The organism is Flavobacterium sp. (genome assembly GCF_046153165.1).
Classification (GTDB): domain Bacteria; phylum Bacteroidota; class Bacteroidia; order Flavobacteriales; family Flavobacteriaceae; genus Flavobacterium.
Map to the genome: position 1 here is coordinate 1 of NZ_JBJXEN010000069.1, position 17,118 is coordinate 17,118.

The following is a 17,118-nucleotide window of genomic DNA, read 5'->3' on the forward strand; positions in this document are numbered from 1 at the left end:
ATAAGGTCTTTTCTTGAATCTGCTAAAAAAATGTTCGACTCTTCTAAAATTTCTCGCGTGATATACTGAAACAAAACCAGCTAATATTCCTAGTAAAATATAATAAGGTGTGTTATGAAAATTGAAATTTTGTTCTTTATTAAAGCTTAATAAGATGTCACTACTTAATATCATTTGAGACACTAAAGCACCCGTTGCTGCCGATATCATAATAGGAATAAATGCCGAAATACTTACATCGGTTAGTACCACTTCAATGGCAAATAAAACGCCTGCAATAGGAGCATTGAAGGCAGCTCCAATTCCAGCGGCAACGCCACAGGCTAACAACAAAATTCTATCTTTTTGAGAGAGTTTGTATTTCTGAGCAAAATTAGAACCAAAAGCGGCACCAGTGATAACAATTGGACTTTCTAATCCGGCTGAACCACCTAAACCGACAGTTAATGAGCTTGTAATAATTTGAGCGTACATCTGTTTTTTAGGAACAATTCCTCCTTTTTTTGCCACAGAATGTAAGATATGAGAACTTCCTTTTTCTAATTTTCCATTAAGAAATCGTCTTACGACAAAAACGGTAAGCAGAATTCCTATAACGGGTAAAATACTGTTGGAGTAAGGTAATTTTAAATAAGTATTTAAATAATTAGCAAACAAAAACACATTATGAGCAAAACTTTTTAAGACAATAACTGCTAAGGCGCAAGAAATTGCTACAGCAACACACGATAGATAGATAAAATTTCTTTCCGATAAAATCTCTTTTGCTAAAACAAAGAGACTCTCGAATCGGCGAATTATTTTTCTAATAAATAATTGAAAATTTGCTGAAATTCTATTTGGCATTTTGAATTTATCTAAATGTAGAAAAGCAAAGATAATTTTTTAATGTTTAATAAAAATGAAAAATGCCTTGATTTCTCAAGGCATTCAATTTATTTTGTAATTGTTTGCTTTCTATCTGGTCCGACAGAAACAATTTTTATAGGGACTTCAACTTCTTTTTCTATAAAATCTATATAATCTTTAAGTTCTTTAGGTAATTCATTATAATTACTCATTCCTGTCAAATCTGCTTTCCAACCTTTAAATTCAGTATAAATAGGTTCTATATTTTCAGGTTCTATATTGTATGGTAAATGAGATATTTCTTGTCCTTTGTATTTGTAAGATGTACATACTTTTAAGGTTTCAAAACCAGAAAGAACGTCTCCTTTCATCATCATCAATTGTGTTACTCCGTTTATTTGTACCGCATATTTAAGAGCAACTAAATCTAACCAACCACAACGACGCTGACGACCAGTAACCGAACCAAATTCGTTACCCACTTTTGCCATTGTTGTTCCTGCTTCTTCAAAGTCTTCTGTTGGAAAAGGACCGCTACCTACACGAGTAGTATAAGCTTTAAAAATTCCGTAAACTTCCTTAATTTTATTTGGTGCAATTCCTAAGCCAGTGCAAGCACCAGCTGCAGTAGTATTTGATGAAGTTACAAATGGATATGTACCAAAATCTACATCTAACAATGAACCTTGTGCACCTTCACAAAGTATAGATTTTCCCGCTTTTTGTGCTTGATGTAAATATTCTTCGGAATCGATAAAATTTAATTTTTTTAAATCTTCGATGGCTTCGAAAAACTCTTTTTCTAATTCAGATAAATTGTATTGAATCGAAACATCATAAAATTTTATCATTTCCTCGTGCTTGTTTGCCAAGGCACGATATTTATCTTTAAAATCCGCTAGTTCAATATCTCCAACGCGAATTCCGTTACGACCAGTTTTGTCCATATATGTTGGTCCAATTCCTTTGAGTGTAGAACCAATTTTAGCTTTTCCTTTAGACGCTTCCGATGCAGCATCAAGTAATCTATGTGTTGGGAGAATAAGATGGGCTTTTCTAGAAATGATTAATTTTGATTTTAAATCAAGATTAAATTTTGCTAATCCGTCTATTTCACTTTTAAAAACTACAGGATCAATAACAACACCATTTCCAATAATGTTAATATTATTTTTATGAAAAATTCCAGAAGGAATAGTTCTTAAAACGTGTTTTATTCCATCAAATTCTAATGTATGTCCTGCATTTGGGCCACCTTGAAAACGAGCAATAATATCATATTTTGAGGTCAATACATCGACAATTTTTCCTTTGCCTTCATCTCCCCATTGTAATCCTAGTAATAAATCTACCGTCATTGTGTTGTTGTTTGTTGTTTGTATTGTAGTAGTTAATTTTGTTGTTTTTAGTACAGACTAAGCTTTTTTATTTGCGTAGAAATAAAGTGAATGATTTACTATTTCTATTCCAAAAATTTCTTCCATAGTTTGTTTTATAGTTTGAATTCTTGGATCACAAAACTCTATTACTTCACCAGAATCTAGCATGATTATGTGATCATGCTGTTTGTCGAAATACGATTTTTCGTAATGAGCTTGATTTTGACCGAATTGATGTTTACGAACTAATGCGCAGTCTAAAAGTAATTCGATGGTATTATAAAGTGTAGCACGACTCACACGATAGTTTTTGTTTTTCATTTTGATATACAAATGTTCTATATCAAAATGCTCTTCGCTTTCATATATTTCTTGTAGAATGGCGTAACGTTCAGGTGTTTTTCGATGTCCTTTATTTTCAAGATACATTGTAAAAACATTTTTTACAATTTCCTGATTTTTACTATTATCTGTAGCTATAAGTGTCATATCTGGCAAAGGTAATCAAAAAGTCTTAAAGTCGAAAATCGTAGTTCAAATATTGAAAAGTATAAATACATTATTGGGTTTAATATTAAAATTATCGTTTATTAGGTATTGTAAACTCTAGTTACTTTATCTACACCATCTATTGTCTTAATATTATCTATTAATTTTTTTAGTATTGTATTGTTAGGTACAATAACAGCTAAGGTTCCATTAAAAATTCCTGCGTCACCACTTAATGAAATACTTTGAATATTTACATGCATATTGTTTGAAACAACACGAGTTAATTCGTTGGTTAATCCCAAGCTATCCATACCAGTAATTTCAAGAATTGCTTTAAACTCTTGTTGTGATGAGTCTATCCATTTTGCTTGCATAATTCGGTAAGCATAGTTAGATTGCATACTTATGGCATTGGGACAGTCTCGTTTGTGTACTTTTATTCCTTCATTAATTGTAACAAATCCAAAAACAGGATCCCCAGGAATAGGATTACAACAAGCAGATAATTTATAATCAAGTTTGTCTTGTTCTGCTCCAAAAACAAGCATGTCATAATTACTTGATAATTCATTTTTATTTACTAATTCAGGATTATAACTTGGACTTCTTTTTATTTTATTTTTAAAGAAGTTCATGAAGGCATTATTTTTTTGAGAAGCAAAATCCTTCAATTGCTGATTGTCTATGGCACTAATCCCAACTCTATAAAATAAATCTAAACTAGTTTTTAATTTAAAATAATTAACAAGCTCATTAACAGTAGCTTCGTTTAACGTGATTTTTAAGTGTTTTAATTTTCGATTTAATATTTCTTTTCCGTCTTCGGCAATTTTCTTAGTGTTTTCGTTAAGAACATTTCTAATTTTATTTTTTGCTCTGGAGGTGGTTACATAGTCTATCCAGTTTATAGTTGGTTTCTGGTTTTGAGAGGTAATTATTTCTATTTGATCCCCACTTTTTAGTTCGGTATTTAGCGGAACTAATCTTCCGTTTACCCTTGTACCTCTTGTACGAATACCTATTTCTGAATGAATACTAAATGCAAAATCTAATGATGTTGCTCCTTTAGGCAAAGATTTAATTTCTCCTTTAGGAGTAAAAACATATATTTCTTTTGCATATAAATTCATTTTAAAATCTTCAACAAAATCGACCGCATTTGTTTCAGAATTTTCTAATGCTTCTTTTAATAAATTTAGCCAGACATCGAGTCCGCTTTCTTCGGTTGCTCCTTGTTTGTATTTGTAATGTGCAGCATATCCTTTTTCGGCAATTTCATCCATACGTTCACTACGAACTTGGATCTCTACCCAGCGACCTAAAGGTCCCATAACGGTAATATGCAAAGCTTCGTAGCCTGTAGATTTTGGTGATGAAATCCAATCTCTTAATCTACTTGGACTTGGACGATAATGATCTGTTACTATAGAATATATTTTCCAAGCCAAGAATTTTTCGTCGTGAGGATTTGATTTGTAAACAATGCGTAAGGCAAATTTGTCGTAAACTTCATCGAAAGTTACGTTTTGAGCTGCCATTTTTCGGCGAATAGAGTAGATAGATTTAGGACGACCTTTTATAATGTATTCGACACCTTCCTCGTCGAGAGATTTTTTTAACACATCAGAAATATTTTTGATGTATTGGTCCTGTTCTTCCTTAGTTTCTTTTATTTTACTTACAATGTCGTTGTAAACAGCAGGTTCTGTATATTTTAAACCTAAATCTTCGAGTTTTGTTTTTATATTGTATAAACCTAATCGATGAGCTAGAGGAGCATATATGTATAATGTTTCGGAAGCGATTTTAACTTGCTTGTATTCGACCATCGATTCCATAGTCTGCATATTATGCAATCTGTCGGCGAGTTTTATGATAATTACACGAACATCATCATTTAGCGTAAGCAACATTTTACGAAAGTTTTCGGCTTGCATCGAAATGTTCATGTCCTTTTTTACCTGAGAAATTTTTGTTAATCCTTCTACAAGTTGTGCTACTTTAGGATTAAACATTTTTTCAATTTCCTGAACAGTGATATCTGTATCTTCTACAACGTCATGCATCAAAGCAGCGGCAATGGCTGTTGCTCCCAAACCAATTTCTCCAGCTACAATTTTAGCTACAGCTATGGGATGAAAAATATAAGCTTCACCAGATTTTCGACGTTGGTCTTGGTGTGCATCTACAGCAACATCGAAAGCTTTTCGAATTAGTTTTTTGTCTTCGTCAGTAAGTGTTTGGTAACTTATACGAAGTAACTCCTTGTATTCTTGAGCAATAGCTTTATTTTCCTTTTCGATATCAATTTCTACCATAATATTGTTGTTCAATTCCTAAAGTTAGGATAAAAAAATGAATTACGAAAGGTTTTTTATTATTGAAATTGATTTTTGAGGTTGAATTATATTTAGTCAACATTTTGCGTTAGGGATAGAAACGGAAATCCTTTTTTGAGGCTTTTTCCCGATAAAAAAGATTATAGTGAATAGCCCGACCCTTGTGGTAACGCCCAAATTGAAAAGGATATTCTAAAATCCTCTTTGTCGTTTGGCTTCAAAAATTAAAATAGCTGCTGCAACTGAAACATTCATGCTATCTATTTCGCCTTGCATGGGAATAATAATATTCTGAGTTGCGTTGTCTCTCCATTCTTGAGTTAAACCGGTAGCTTCTGTTCCTACAACTAATGCTGTTGAAGAAGTGTAATTTTGGGTATGATAAGAAGTTGAATTTTGTAATGTAGCACAGTAAAAATTAATACTGTTTTCTTTCAAAAAAGTGATGATTTCCTGTGTTGTTCCTGTTGCGATTTGTCTTGTGAACAAGCAACCTACGCTAGAGCGAACAATATTTGGATTATATAAATCTGATTTTGGATTGGCAATAATAACCGCATCGAGATTTGCAGCATCAGCGGTACGAAGCAAAGCTCCAATATTTCCTGGTTTTTCTGGTGCTTCGGCAACAAGAATTAACGGGTTTTTAGATAATTTTAAATCAGATAAAAGAAAAGATTTTGTTTTAGCAACAGCAAGAATTCCTTCGGTAGTATCGCGATAAGCTAGTTTATGATATACTTCTTTTGAAATTTCTATTAAATCAATAGATTGGTTAATTAATTTTGCGATTTGTTTTTCGGTAATTAAATCAGGTAAAAACAGAATAGTTTCTATGATAAATCCACCTTTTAGAGCCAATTCTATTTCGCGTTGTCCTTCTATAAGGAAAGTTCCAGATTGTTTTCTGGCTTTCGATTTTTCTTGTAATAGGACCAACGATTTTATAAACGGATTTTGTGAGGAAGTTATTTGTTTCATTTTGAAATAGAAAAGGTTCAAAGGTATTATAAAATCTGGAATTATTATTTACAATATACCTCTTGCTTTTATTTCAAGGTATTTATTTATTGTATCTAAAGTTAGATTTTCTGGTTGTGTTAAAACAGAATGGATTCCGTACTTTTTAAGTTCATTTATGATTAGTTTTTTTTCAAAAATAAATTTTTCGGCAATTACTTTATCATATATTTCTTGAATCGTTTCTGATTTTTTGTGTGTTATATGAAATAATTCGGTATTTTTAAAAAAGACAACTACAAGTAAATGATTTTTTGCAATTCCTTTTAAATAGGGCATTTGGCGATGTAAACCATCTAGTGTTTCGAAGTTTGTATATAATATAATTAAACTCCTATGATTAATATTTTTCTTTATGTCTACATATAATCTAGAATAATCGCTTTCAAAATAATCAGTTTTAACATTGTATAAGCTTTCTAATATTTTTTGCATTTGAGAAGTTCTCTTCTCAGCAACAACTCTATTTTCAACTTTTTTAGAGAAAGAGAACATCCCTGCTTTATCTTGTTTTTTTAGAATCACATTGGATAAAACTAAAGTTGCATTTATAGCATAATCTAGTAAACTTAACCCATTAAAAGGCATTTTCATAGTTCGCCCTTTGTCGATAACCATATAAATATTTTGTGCTTTTTCATCTTGAAACTGGTTAACCATCAAAGCATTTTTCTTTGCTGTAGCTTTCCAGTTTAATGTTCTAATATCATCACCTTGAACGTATTCTTTTATTTGTTCAAACTCCATGGTATGACCAATTCTTCTAATTTTTTTTACTCCATATTGGAATAAATTATTTGAAAAAGCAATCAAATCATATTTTCTTAATTGAATATAAGATGGATATGTAGGAACCATTTGGTTATTGCCGAATGTATAACGTTTTGCCACAATATTAAGAGGTGAAGAAATATAAACATTTAGATTGCCAAAATGATATTCTCCTCGTTCTGTTGGTCGAAGAAAGTATTGAAAATCATCAATCGAGTTGTTCTTTATTTTTCTTTTTATCTCAAAATTTCTTACTTGAAATTGAAATGGAATTTCGTCAATAATTTTAGCAAAAACAGGGAATGTATAAAAGTTTTTAATGTTTATTATTATAGAGTTTTCATCACCATTAGATAATTTTTCAGGAGTAATTCTTTGTGCTTCAATTCCTTTTTTTGATGAAAATAAAATTATAAAATCTAATAGAAAAAATGAAAGTAAAATTAACAATAAGTACCAAGCTGCATTATATAATGCAGGAAATATAAACGCAAAACAAAATAAGACTATAACACCAATAAGTGAATAGAAAAATAAATTATTAATATATAATTGTCTAATTAGTTTCAAGTTTTATCTCGGAATTTCTATCGTTTCGATGATTTGGTTTATAATTTGAATACTTGTAATACCTTCCATTTCACGTTCTGGAGTTACAATTACTCTATGTTGTAAAACTGGAATAGCGGCTTCCTTAATATCTTCTGGAGTTACAAAATCACGACCACGAATAGCAGCAAAACCTTTGGCAGCATTTAGTATAGCAATTGAAGCTCTAGGTGAAGCTCCTAAATATAAAAAGGCGTTCTCACGAGTGTTTACTACTAATTTAGCAATGTATTCGAGAAGATTAGGTTCGACAATTATTTGTTTTACAATATCTTGGTATTCTTTTATTTTGGTTCCAGAAAGAATTTGTTTTATATGATCTAATTTTCCATGGTTTTGTAATGTATGCTCGCGTTGAATAATTAGAATTTCTTCATCTAATTTTGGGTAATCGATATTAATTTTGAACAGAAATCGATCTAGTTGCGCTTCAGGCAAACGGTAAGTTCCTTCTTGTTCTATAGGATTTTGAGTAGCTAAAACAATAAAAGGTTTTTCTAATTCATATGTCTTTCCATCAATTGTAATTTGACGTTCTTCCATTACTTCAAAAAGTGCTGCTTGTGTTTTAGCAGGCGCACGATTTATTTCATCAATTAAAATTAAATTAGAAAAAATTGGTCCTTTTTTAAATTCAAATTCAGATTTTTTTAAGTCATAAACCGATGTTCCCAAGATATCAGATGGCATTAAATCTGGGGTAAACTGAATTCTACTAAAATCGACAGAAAGCGTTTTTGCTAAAATTTTTGCTGTTATAGTTTTTGCAACCCCTGGAACCCCTTCGATTAAAATGTGACCGTTTGATAATATGGCTACTAATAATTGATCGATCATCTTGTGTTGACCTACAATTACTGTTTCGAGTTCTTTTTTAATTTTTTCGACACCTTCATTTAATGAACTTAAATCTAATCGAGACTCAAACTTTAAGTTTTCTTCAGGTTGAAAGTTATTTTCTGTATTTTCCATTAGTTGATAATTTTTTCAATTGCATTATTTATTTCAATTAAATCTTCTTCTATACTTTGATTGTAGCTTTTTTTGTGATAATTTATCAAACGTACAATTTTTTCAATATCTTGAATATTTTTACCAGTTTTTAATTGTAATTTTTTTATGAAATTTGAATCAAAAATACTTGTATCTATTAGATATTCATGTCTTATTTTTTCTAGGAAATAAATTATCTTTTTGTCAATAATATTTTGATGATCTCCTTCTTGATAATATAAGTTTCCAATAGTTTTTGTAAAATCGACTGTTGTGTTAGGAAGCGGTTTGATAATAGGAATTATACGTTGTCTTCGTTTTGCATTGAAAATCATAAACAGGATTGTTCCTAATGCAAATAAATACCACGCCCATTTTAAGGCTGGTTGGCTTAACCAATAGCGCATTGGAGAATCGGAAATAATGTTTCCATTTAGATCTTTTACCAACCAAAACACATTACCTTTTGGAATATATGAAATTATTTTTTCAGTATATTCAGAATGATTTTCTTTAAGTAAGTGGTAATTTGTAAAGGCTGTGGGTTGTGTATGAAGGTAGAAATAACCGTCTTTATAAGCAATTTTTATAAAATTAATTTTTTGTTCTTTTTTAGATTCTTGATACCCTAAAACTGTGGATTTAGAGTTGTCAATTTTATTAAAATAACTGGCGCTTGCACCGATATTAAAATTATATTTTTTATTATTTATTTTTTTATTGGCTAAAGATAATTTTATTTCATCATTCATTTCAAATGCAGAAACTGTTTCAAAATGTAAACTATCTTTAAATTTTTGTGGAAAATCTTTTGTACTTATAAATGCTGAATTCCCATGACCTACAAAATAGAAAAGTTCGTCTATAGATTCATCATCAATCATATAATATTCTGAAATTGATAAGATGGTCCCATTTTCTTTATAATTTTTTACTATTGTGTCATAGTCATAAAGAGCTTCAAAATATTCATAAGCGGTATTTCTAACTTTTTTGATAGTATGGTTTTTTAATAAAGTTTTTGATTCATTATCAAAAACGTATAGACCAAACGGGATTTTATCTTTTAAATCATAGCTTGGATTCCAGTTTATAGGTCTAGGTCTAACGGCATCGATATATATTATACCCACAAGGAGTAGGACAAGAAAAATAATATATATTTTGATGGTTTTGTTCACTATTTAATAGATTGTAATGTTTTTTCTAATAATGCTTTTTCGTTTATAAATGTTTGATCATCAATATCAAACTCACCATACCAAGTGTAATTATATAAATAAGAAAAATGATTAAAATCTTGTTTTAATTTCTCAGATTTTATTTCATACAAATAGTCTGAATTTGTTTTTTCTGGATTCCAGTCGATTATATTTTGTTCAGACATTCTTTTAAGTAACCATAAATAATAATATCTAATAGCTAGTCTTTTATCGCCTGTTTTTAGAGTTTCTTTAATTAACTTTTCAAAATCGATGTGTTTTAAATTTCGTTCAATATCTTCGTGAGAAACTACTTTTTTTGTGGTCGATTTCCCAAAAATCCATTGGCCTTCTTTATTTAAAATCAGCTTTGCAATAATATAAATCACATAAACTATAATAAGTATCGCAATAGTTTTTAATGTAATATTTACAGCATTTGAAGAAACTCCATCCGAAAGACCAAATATTTTTTTGAACAAATAAGCCAACCATTCTAAAAATCTATCCCAAATTCCTTTTTCGGCAACTTTTACTTCATATTGAAACTCGCTAGATTGGTATTTTGTTTTGAATTTAGAGTCAAATTTTTGAATTATTATGTCACTATTATCAATTTTATTGTTCTTAGGATTATATATAATAGAATCTTTATTGACAATAGTCAAAGAGTCTTGTGCATTTATAGAAATGCTGAAGAATAATAAAAAAAGGATAAGTAATTTATTCACTGTCAGTTCCTATAAGGTCTATAGAATTTATCGCAGTATTGCCTTCAGCTCCTTCAATATGACTATAATAAATCATACCTTGATTTATTAATATTAAATTATTAAGGATAAAACTAATAATTGTAGAAACAACCATTACAATAGATATCATTACTGAAATTGCCGAAAATCGATCAACATTTGTAGCATTAGCATCTGAAATGGTCGAAAACATACTTGCCATACCAAAAAGATAAGGAATCATAGTAAAAATAGTATTTACAGTTTGAATAATTATATACATTATTACTGTTGTACCTACGATTGGCCAAAATTGTTGTTTTACAGTATCAAATCCATCACCAATAGCTTTAAAAAAACCTTCGTCTGAATTCATATAATAATAAAAACTTAAATGTATCCAACTCATTATTGCTGGAAGCATAATAAGTAACAAAGGAATTCCTATGATTATAAAGCACAATAAAACCAACACCACTGCAACAATAGTTAATATTGGAAAAATGACAAAAATAGATCCGATGACAAATATTATAATTTTAGAAATTTTACTTTTCAATTTATTTAAAATATCAATTGTAGTGAAATTTGTCCCTTTGTGCTGATCATATAAATCTAAATAAACTACTGGAAAAGCAAATTGAATTATAGATATCACCATTATTAATATTACAGCAATAGATACTACGGCAATCATTAATCCAATATTGTTATTAAAATAATTACCAAAAGTATTTTGAGATGCATTAATTCCTCCAGACATTGCGGATGTAATAAAGTCGAAATAAACTTTAGTGAAAAAATAAATAAATACAGTTATTAACAGTAATAAGCCACCATTAATAGTGAAATAATTTTTAAAATAATGCTTTCCTAGAATTTTAAAAAACTGAAAAGTATCATTTATATAATCGTTAAAATTTCTTTCTTTAAATAGTTGAAACATGATTCTTGATTTTTTTATTAATTATATATGGATAAATTAGATAATAAAATGAAATTAGGGATAAGGTCGAAATTATGATCAATACACTAAGCCATTTAGGCATATCGATAGAATATCTTGTAATAAAACCTTCAAGAAAACCAGCAAAAATGGTAAATGGAATTGTACTTAAAAATATTTTCAAACTGTCTTTCAGTCCAATTTTAAATGAATTTAGGCGAGAAAAAGTTTTTGGAAAAAGTATAGAAGCTCCTAAAATAAATCCAGCAGCAGACTCTATTACAATACCAAATATTTCCATAGAACCATGTATCCAAATACCGCGAACACTTTTCCAAAGAACACCTTGTTGATAAAAAAAATATTGAAATGATCCAAGCATTACACAATTTTGAAATAAAGCAAGAAAAGTTCCAATACCTAAAAATACTCCATAAATATAGCAACAAACTCCAACATATAAATTGTTAAGTGTTATCCCAATAAAACTTCCCCAGTTACTACCTGATTTATAAACAGCTACAGGATTTCCTTCTTTAATATTGTCTAAAGTCATATTTACATAACTATCACCAAGAATTAATCTAACAAAATCCGAATCATATTTTGCAGATATAACACCAATAGATACACAACAAAAAAATAAAATAAAAGCATATAGTAAATATCGTCTGTATTGATAGACTAATAAAGGAACTTCTGTCGAAAAAAATGATAAAAACCTGTTTTTTTCGACTCTTTTAGTTTTATAAATCTTCTGATAAATTTGAGAAGCAAGATAATTTAAATATACAACTGTCTTACTTTTAGGATAATAAGTCTGAGCGTATGATAAGTCATTAATTAAATGAATATATAAACTAGCAATTTCATCTGGATTTTTTTTAGATTTACCAAAAATTACTTGCTCAAAGTCAAGCCATTTTTCTTTATTTTGTTTTATAAACGCGACTTCTCTCATGGATTGCTAAAGTAAAAAATATGTCTGAATTAACCATAAATACTACACAAAATGTTAAAATTAATTTTACAGCAGCATCTGTTGGGGAAAGAATAGGCGCATATTTTATCGATTTAATTATAAAAATTGCTTACTTAATAGTTGTAGGTTTTGTGTTTTTCTATCTGTTTAATCTTGATAAAATCATGAATAATATGGATAATTGGTCAAGAGTTTCTATTATGATGTTGCTTTTCTTGCCTTTTGCTTTTTATTCTATTACTCTAGAAAGTATTTTTGAAGGGCAAACTTTAGGAAAAAAACTCTTAAAAATAAAAGTGGTAAAAATTGATGGTTATCAAGCATCATTTGGAGATTATTTAATTCGCTGGTTATTTCGAATTATCGATATAAATTTGTGTAGCGGAATTATAGGTTTAATAACTATGATAGTTAGTGAAAAATCACAACGTTTAGGTGATATGTCTTCTGGAACTGCTGTTATAACATTAAAAAATAATATTACCATAAATAGCACTATTATTGAAGATATAGGAAATGAATATGTACCAACTTATTCTTTAGTTATTAAGCTTTCTGACAACGATGCTAGAATTATAAAAGAAACTTTTCAAGCTTCATTAGCTAAAGATGATTATGAAATGATAAATAAGCTAAAAGATAAAATTGAATTAGTAACTGGTATAAAAAATCAATCAGGGAACAATAGAGATTTTATTAGAACAATATTAAAAGATTACAATTATTATACTCAGAATATGTAATTTTATCTGTTAAGAAATACCCAACCTACAATTGGTTCAGAGTATTTAGGGTCATTTAAATTTAATACATAATAATAGGTTCCTTCTGGTAAATCTCCTTTAGAGATTATTCCAGGTTTATTAGATTTACCATCCCAATCCGGTGAGTTTATATCTCCTTCCCAAACTAATTTCCCCCATCGATTATAAATTAATAAACTGAAATTGGGAAAATTTCTTAAATTCTGAATAAAAAAGGAATCATTTGCACCATCTCCGTTTGGTGTAAAGTGATTATAAATAATTGGTGGGCAGGATTCAGTTATAAGATCAAACTGTGTTATCGAAAAACAATGGTCATTAGCAACCCTTACAAATATTGTTTTTGGGCTTGTTTGTGCAGCATAATTTGAGGTATTTAGTATTTGATTTATATTAGTAATGGCATCAGTATTTGTTTCGAAAAAGCCGACAATGTCAGATGCGTTTTTTTTAACAAGCTGTTCGTAAGCAGAGAAATTAAAAACTCCTTTTTCTCCATATTCACTACAAACAGTTAAGTTTTGAAGAGTATTAAATTCTGGTGAAAGCCAAAGCGTAACATTTTGAATATAATTGTTATTATTTTCATTAGTTTCGGTCACGCTAGCTACTCCATTATTATCATCTACAACAAATTTTAAGTTGAATGTAGTAGGAATAATACTTGGAATAACAACTGTAATTTGATAATTTCTACTTTCTCCAATAGGAATGTCTACTGTTGTTTGAGCCGTTCCTATGGCTTGATTATCTGCATAAACAGTAATAAAAGTACCAGTTGGAAGAAAATTTGTACTGTTTATATTGCTAACGGTATAATCGATTGTTAAAGTTCTTGTATTACAAGATTGAGCAATAGCATCAATCTTGACAGTAGCATCTGGAAGTTGGCTATTTAACTTTGTAATTATCGAATTTATCATTACAAAATCTCTGTCTGACGTAAGTTGAATCGTTGCACTTACATCTCCAATATTTATATTATTTTGAATGTTATATACATCAAGATCCATATTGTATAAAGTGGTTGAACCTGTAATGCTATTTGTACCATTAAAAGCATTGTCTGAAGGGTTTAACGGCGGATTACTTATTAGATTTCCATTTATACGAAGTGATTCGTTTTCTGCAATACTTCGGTCTCCTTCCCAAGCCAGAAATCCTATTTTCGCATCTTGATTGTCTATTACATTTAGACTGTTTAATGTTATATTTATTACGTCTGGTACAAATTGTAAACCATCATAAACATTAAGTTGATTTAGTGGAAGTGAATTATTTTTGTAAATTATTATTATTGCCCAACCACCAAAATTTGTTCCATTAGTACAATAATCAGGAATTACAGCAGTCAAATCTAATTCGGAAAAAGTGTAGTTTCCGTTTCCTGTTGCTTGTATTAAACTTGTTACATCTGCAAAAGCACTAAAAAATGGTCTTCCAGAAGAGGTTTGTATTACGCTAAATTGTCTTGACGCGGTAATATTTGTACTATTCAATTTTACATCAAAATCACCAGTTCCTGAACCAGCCCAATATAAATAGGCTGCTTCAACAGTATCACCAATGTTTAAATTTACAGTATCGGAAGAGCCGGTGGTAATTGTACAAGGCGCTCCAGTTCCGTTTTCGTCGGTATTTAATGTGTTTCCTATAAATGTAAAATCGTATCGTCCGTTAAACTGATTATAAAGAGAAATGTTTTGAGAGTAAATAGTATTTATCCCAAGAATTAAAATGCCAATCGAAAAAAGTAGTTTTTTACTCATTTTAAAAAAATGAAACATTTTTTAAAGATACTATTTTTATAATTCTGCACTTCTAAATTAGAAAGATTTATTAAAAAATGTGTAATTTTCCGAAGTTTAAATAAATTAGGTGAAAGATTACTCAGTAAGACAATACGAAGCAAAGGATTATTTGATTTGGAATACTTTTATTAGTGAAGCAAAAAATGCAACTTTTTTGTTTCATCGTGATTTTATGGAATATCACAAAGATAGATTTGATGATTTTTCATTGATGGTTTTTCAGAAAGAAAAACTCATTGCAGTTTTGCCTGCAAATAGAGTAGGGGACGAGGTGTTTTCACATCAAGGGTTAACCTATGGAGAATTAATATATGGTGATAAACTAAAGTTAACATCTTTTATTAATGCTTTTACTGCTGTTTTGAAGTTTTTACTTAGTAATAAAATAGATAAGATTTTTATAAAAGCTATCCCAAGTATTTATCCTACAAAACCATCTGAGGAGATAAAATATGTTTTGTTCTTGATGGAAGCCAAACTAATTCGGCGCGATTCTTTATCGGTTGTTGATATGCGACAACCACTTAAAATTTCTAAAGGAAGATTAGAAGGAGTAAAAAAGGGAATTAGAAATAATTTAAAAATTATAGAAGAACCAAATTTCGAATTATTTTGGAACGAAATTATGATTCCTAATCTAGAAAAAAAATACCATGTAAAACCTGTTCATTCATATCAAGAAATGAATTTGTTGCAAACTAAGTTTCCTAAAAATATTCGTCATTTTAATGTTTATTATGAAGATAAAATTGTGGCAGGAACAACTATTTTTGAAAGTAATCAAGTAGCTCATGCTCAATATATTTCGGCAAATGAAAGCAAGAATGAACTAGGAAGTTTAGATTATTTGTATCACTTTTTAGCAACAAGCGTATTTAAAGAAAAAGCATATCTTGATTTTGGAATATCTAATGAATATTTAGGAAAAAAGGTAAATGAAGGATTGTTATTTTGGAAAGAAAGCTTTGGAGCAAGTACCATTGTTCAAGATTTTTATGAAGTGGAAACTTCAAGTTATCATTTGTTAGAAAATGTACTAATATAATATTATGTATTCAACATTAAAATTTGCTATTTTGAATATCTATAAGAATATATTTAAATCACAATTATTTAAAATCACTTCTTTAAATAGTATTAATGTACTTATAAAAGTCGGAATTGGGGTTGTTACTTCAAAAGTATTAGCAGTTTTTATTGGACCTAGTGGAATGGCATTAGTTGGTAATTTGCGTAATTTTTTAACTTCTGTAGAAAGTGTTACTACTTTAGGATTTCAAAACGGGATTGTAAAATATGTAGCAGAGAATAATGAAAACGAGTTAGAATTTAAAAAAATATTTTCAACTTTATTTTTTAGTTTACTTTCCGTGACAATTATTGTTGGTAGTGTCTTGTTTGGTTTTGCAAGTTATTGGAACCAAGTCGTTTTTGGAAATAATTCACCATATACTTTTGTATTTAAAATACTTGCAATTGTTTTACCATTGTATGCTTCCTCTTTATACTTAGTTTCTATTATAAACGGATTAGGAAGGTATACGACAGTAATATACATTAATATTATAGGCAATATTATAGGTTTTTTTGTAACTTTATTTTTTATCTGGAAATGGTTAATTATAGGAGCTTTATTGTCAATAATAATCACGCCTTCTTTATTGTTTTTTGTTACAGTTTATTATATTTCTGAAGAGATTTCAATATTAAATGTTATAAGTATAAAATTATTTGATTTTAAAATAATAAAAAACTTATCCCATTATTTGTTAATGACTTTGGTTTCTGGTGTTTTTGGTTCAATAGTATTTTTAGCAATTCGTAATAATGTCATTGCAATTATTGGGATTGAATCAGCGGGATATTGGGAAGCAATGACAAGAATATCAACTTATTACCTGCTGTTTGTAAACACCTTACTAACAGTTTATTATTACCCAAAATTAGTATTAGCAAAAACAAAAAAAGAAACAAAATTAGTGTTTCGGAGTTTTTACAAGCAAGTGTTGCCTTTATTTTTTTTAGGGTTAACAATAATTTATATCTTTAGAATTTTTGCAATAAAAACATTTTTGACTAAAGAATTTGAACCTATTTCTGATTTATTTTTCTGGCAACTGGTTGGCGATTTTCTAAAAGTGGCTTCTTGGATTTTAGGATTACAGTTTTTTGCTAAAAAAATGGTGAAAGTATTTATAATAACAGAAATTTTATCACTAATTATTCTCTA

General features: G+C 29.1%; 15 protein-coding genes. 3 read left to right on the forward strand and 12 right to left on the reverse strand.

Going from position 1 to position 17,118, the window contains the following annotated elements; translation table 11 throughout:
• The 11 genes from ACKVOV_RS07765 to ACKVOV_RS07815 all read right to left on the reverse strand — a co-directional run.
• A partial coding sequence (locus tag ACKVOV_RS07765; protein WP_409206196.1) for a chloride channel protein occupies positions 1–846 on the reverse strand: 846 nt, incomplete at its 3' end.
• Positions 847–935: 89 nt separating this feature from the next.
• Entirely contained in the window at positions 936–2,207 is a 1,272-nt protein-coding gene (locus tag ACKVOV_RS07770) for an adenylosuccinate synthase (RefSeq protein ID WP_409206197.1), read from the reverse strand.
• A gap of 57 nt (positions 2,208–2,264) precedes the next feature.
• Entirely contained in the window at positions 2,265–2,717 is a 453-nt protein-coding gene (locus ACKVOV_RS07775; protein WP_409206198.1) for a Fur family transcriptional regulator, read from the reverse strand.
• 101 nt (positions 2,718–2,818) lie between these two features.
• The gene (locus ACKVOV_RS07780) at positions 2,819–5,038 is read right to left on the reverse strand and encodes a RelA/SpoT family protein (RefSeq protein WP_409206199.1); all 2,220 of its coding nucleotides are present in this window, start codon (positions 5,036–5,038) and stop codon (positions 2,819–2,821) included.
• A 213-nt stretch (positions 5,039–5,251) separates the two neighbouring features.
• Entirely contained in the window at positions 5,252–6,040 is a 789-nt protein-coding gene (locus ACKVOV_RS07785) for a TrmH family RNA methyltransferase (protein WP_409206200.1), read from the reverse strand.
• A gap of 48 nt (positions 6,041–6,088) precedes the next feature.
• Positions 6,089–7,420: a DUF58 domain-containing protein gene (locus ACKVOV_RS07790; protein WP_409206201.1), complete on the reverse strand. Its 1,332-nt coding sequence runs from the start codon at positions 7,418–7,420 to the stop codon at positions 6,089–6,091.
• Positions 7,421–7,423: 3 nt separating this feature from the next.
• Positions 7,424–8,431, reverse strand: coding sequence for an AAA family ATPase (locus ACKVOV_RS07795; protein WP_409206202.1), 1,008 nt, complete (start codon positions 8,429–8,431; stop codon positions 7,424–7,426).
• Positions 8,431–9,633, reverse strand: a complete 1,203-nt coding sequence (locus ACKVOV_RS07800; RefSeq protein ID WP_409206203.1) for a DUF4350 domain-containing protein — start codon at positions 9,631–9,633, stop codon at positions 8,431–8,433. Before ACKVOV_RS07800 ends, ACKVOV_RS07795 begins: the two co-directional genes overlap by 1 nt.
• The gene (locus ACKVOV_RS07805; RefSeq protein ID WP_409206204.1) at positions 9,633–10,385 is read right to left on the reverse strand and encodes a DUF4129 domain-containing protein; all 753 of its coding nucleotides are present in this window, start codon (positions 10,383–10,385) and stop codon (positions 9,633–9,635) included. The genes ACKVOV_RS07800 and ACKVOV_RS07805 overlap by 1 nt, the downstream gene beginning before the upstream one ends.
• Entirely contained in the window at positions 10,378–11,331 is a 954-nt protein-coding gene (locus ACKVOV_RS07810; protein WP_409206205.1) for a hypothetical protein, read from the reverse strand. Before ACKVOV_RS07810 ends, ACKVOV_RS07805 begins: the two co-directional genes overlap by 8 nt.
• Positions 11,315–12,292 (reverse strand): stage II sporulation protein M, encoded by a 978-nt coding sequence (locus ACKVOV_RS07815; RefSeq protein WP_409206206.1) that lies wholly within the window; start codon positions 12,290–12,292, stop codon positions 11,315–11,317. The genes ACKVOV_RS07810 and ACKVOV_RS07815 overlap by 17 nt, the downstream gene beginning before the upstream one ends.
• A gap of 20 nt (positions 12,293–12,312) precedes the next feature.
• On the opposite strand from ACKVOV_RS07815, the gene ACKVOV_RS07820 reads away from it, so the two are divergent.
• Positions 12,313–13,056, forward strand: coding sequence for an RDD family protein (locus tag ACKVOV_RS07820; protein ID WP_409206207.1), 744 nt, complete (start codon positions 12,313–12,315; stop codon positions 13,054–13,056).
• 2 nt (positions 13,057–13,058) lie between these two features.
• On the opposite strand, the gene ACKVOV_RS07825 is transcribed toward ACKVOV_RS07820, so the two are convergent.
• Positions 13,059–14,846, reverse strand: a complete 1,788-nt coding sequence (locus ACKVOV_RS07825; protein WP_409206208.1) for a gliding motility-associated C-terminal domain-containing protein — start codon at positions 14,844–14,846, stop codon at positions 13,059–13,061.
• 109 nt (positions 14,847–14,955) lie between these two features.
• Between ACKVOV_RS07825 and ACKVOV_RS07830 the strand changes: the two genes are divergently transcribed.
• Complete coding sequence (locus tag ACKVOV_RS07830; RefSeq protein ID WP_409206209.1) at positions 14,956–15,933, forward strand: GNAT family N-acetyltransferase; 978 nt, start codon at positions 14,956–14,958, stop codon at positions 15,931–15,933.
• A gap of 4 nt (positions 15,934–15,937) precedes the next feature.
• On the forward strand, positions 15,938–17,118 hold a 1,181-nt coding region (locus ACKVOV_RS07835; RefSeq protein WP_409206210.1), incomplete at its 3' end, for an O-antigen translocase.

Excerpts from the sequence above, each read along its gene's own strand:
- ACKVOV_RS07815 (WP_409206206.1), bottom strand. The coding sequence starts at position 12,292 with ATGAGAGAAGTCGCGTTTATAAAACAAAATAAAGAAAAATGGCTTGAC.
- ACKVOV_RS07825 (WP_409206208.1), bottom strand. The coding sequence starts at position 14,846 with ATGAGTAAAAAACTACTTTTTTCGATTGGCATTTTAATTCTTGGGATA.
- ACKVOV_RS07785 (WP_409206200.1), bottom strand. The coding sequence starts at position 6,040 with ATGAAACAAATAACTTCCTCACAAAATCCGTTTATAAAATCGTTGGTC.
- ACKVOV_RS07810 (WP_409206205.1), bottom strand. The coding sequence starts at position 11,331 with ATGTTTCAACTATTTAAAGAAAGAAATTTTAACGATTATATAAATGAT.
- ACKVOV_RS07780 (WP_409206199.1), bottom strand. The coding sequence starts at position 5,038 with ATGGTAGAAATTGATATCGAAAAGGAAAATAAAGCTATTGCTCAAGAA.
- ACKVOV_RS07770 (WP_409206197.1), bottom strand. The coding sequence starts at position 2,207 with ATGACGGTAGATTTATTACTAGGATTACAATGGGGAGATGAAGGCAAA.
- ACKVOV_RS07775 (WP_409206198.1), bottom strand. The coding sequence starts at position 2,717 with ATGACACTTATAGCTACAGATAATAGTAAAAATCAGGAAATTGTAAAA.
- ACKVOV_RS07820 (WP_409206207.1), top strand. The coding sequence starts at position 12,313 with ATGTCTGAATTAACCATAAATACTACACAAAATGTTAAAATTAATTTT.
- ACKVOV_RS07795 (WP_409206202.1), bottom strand. The coding sequence starts at position 8,431 with ATGGAAAATACAGAAAATAACTTTCAACCTGAAGAAAACTTAAAGTTT.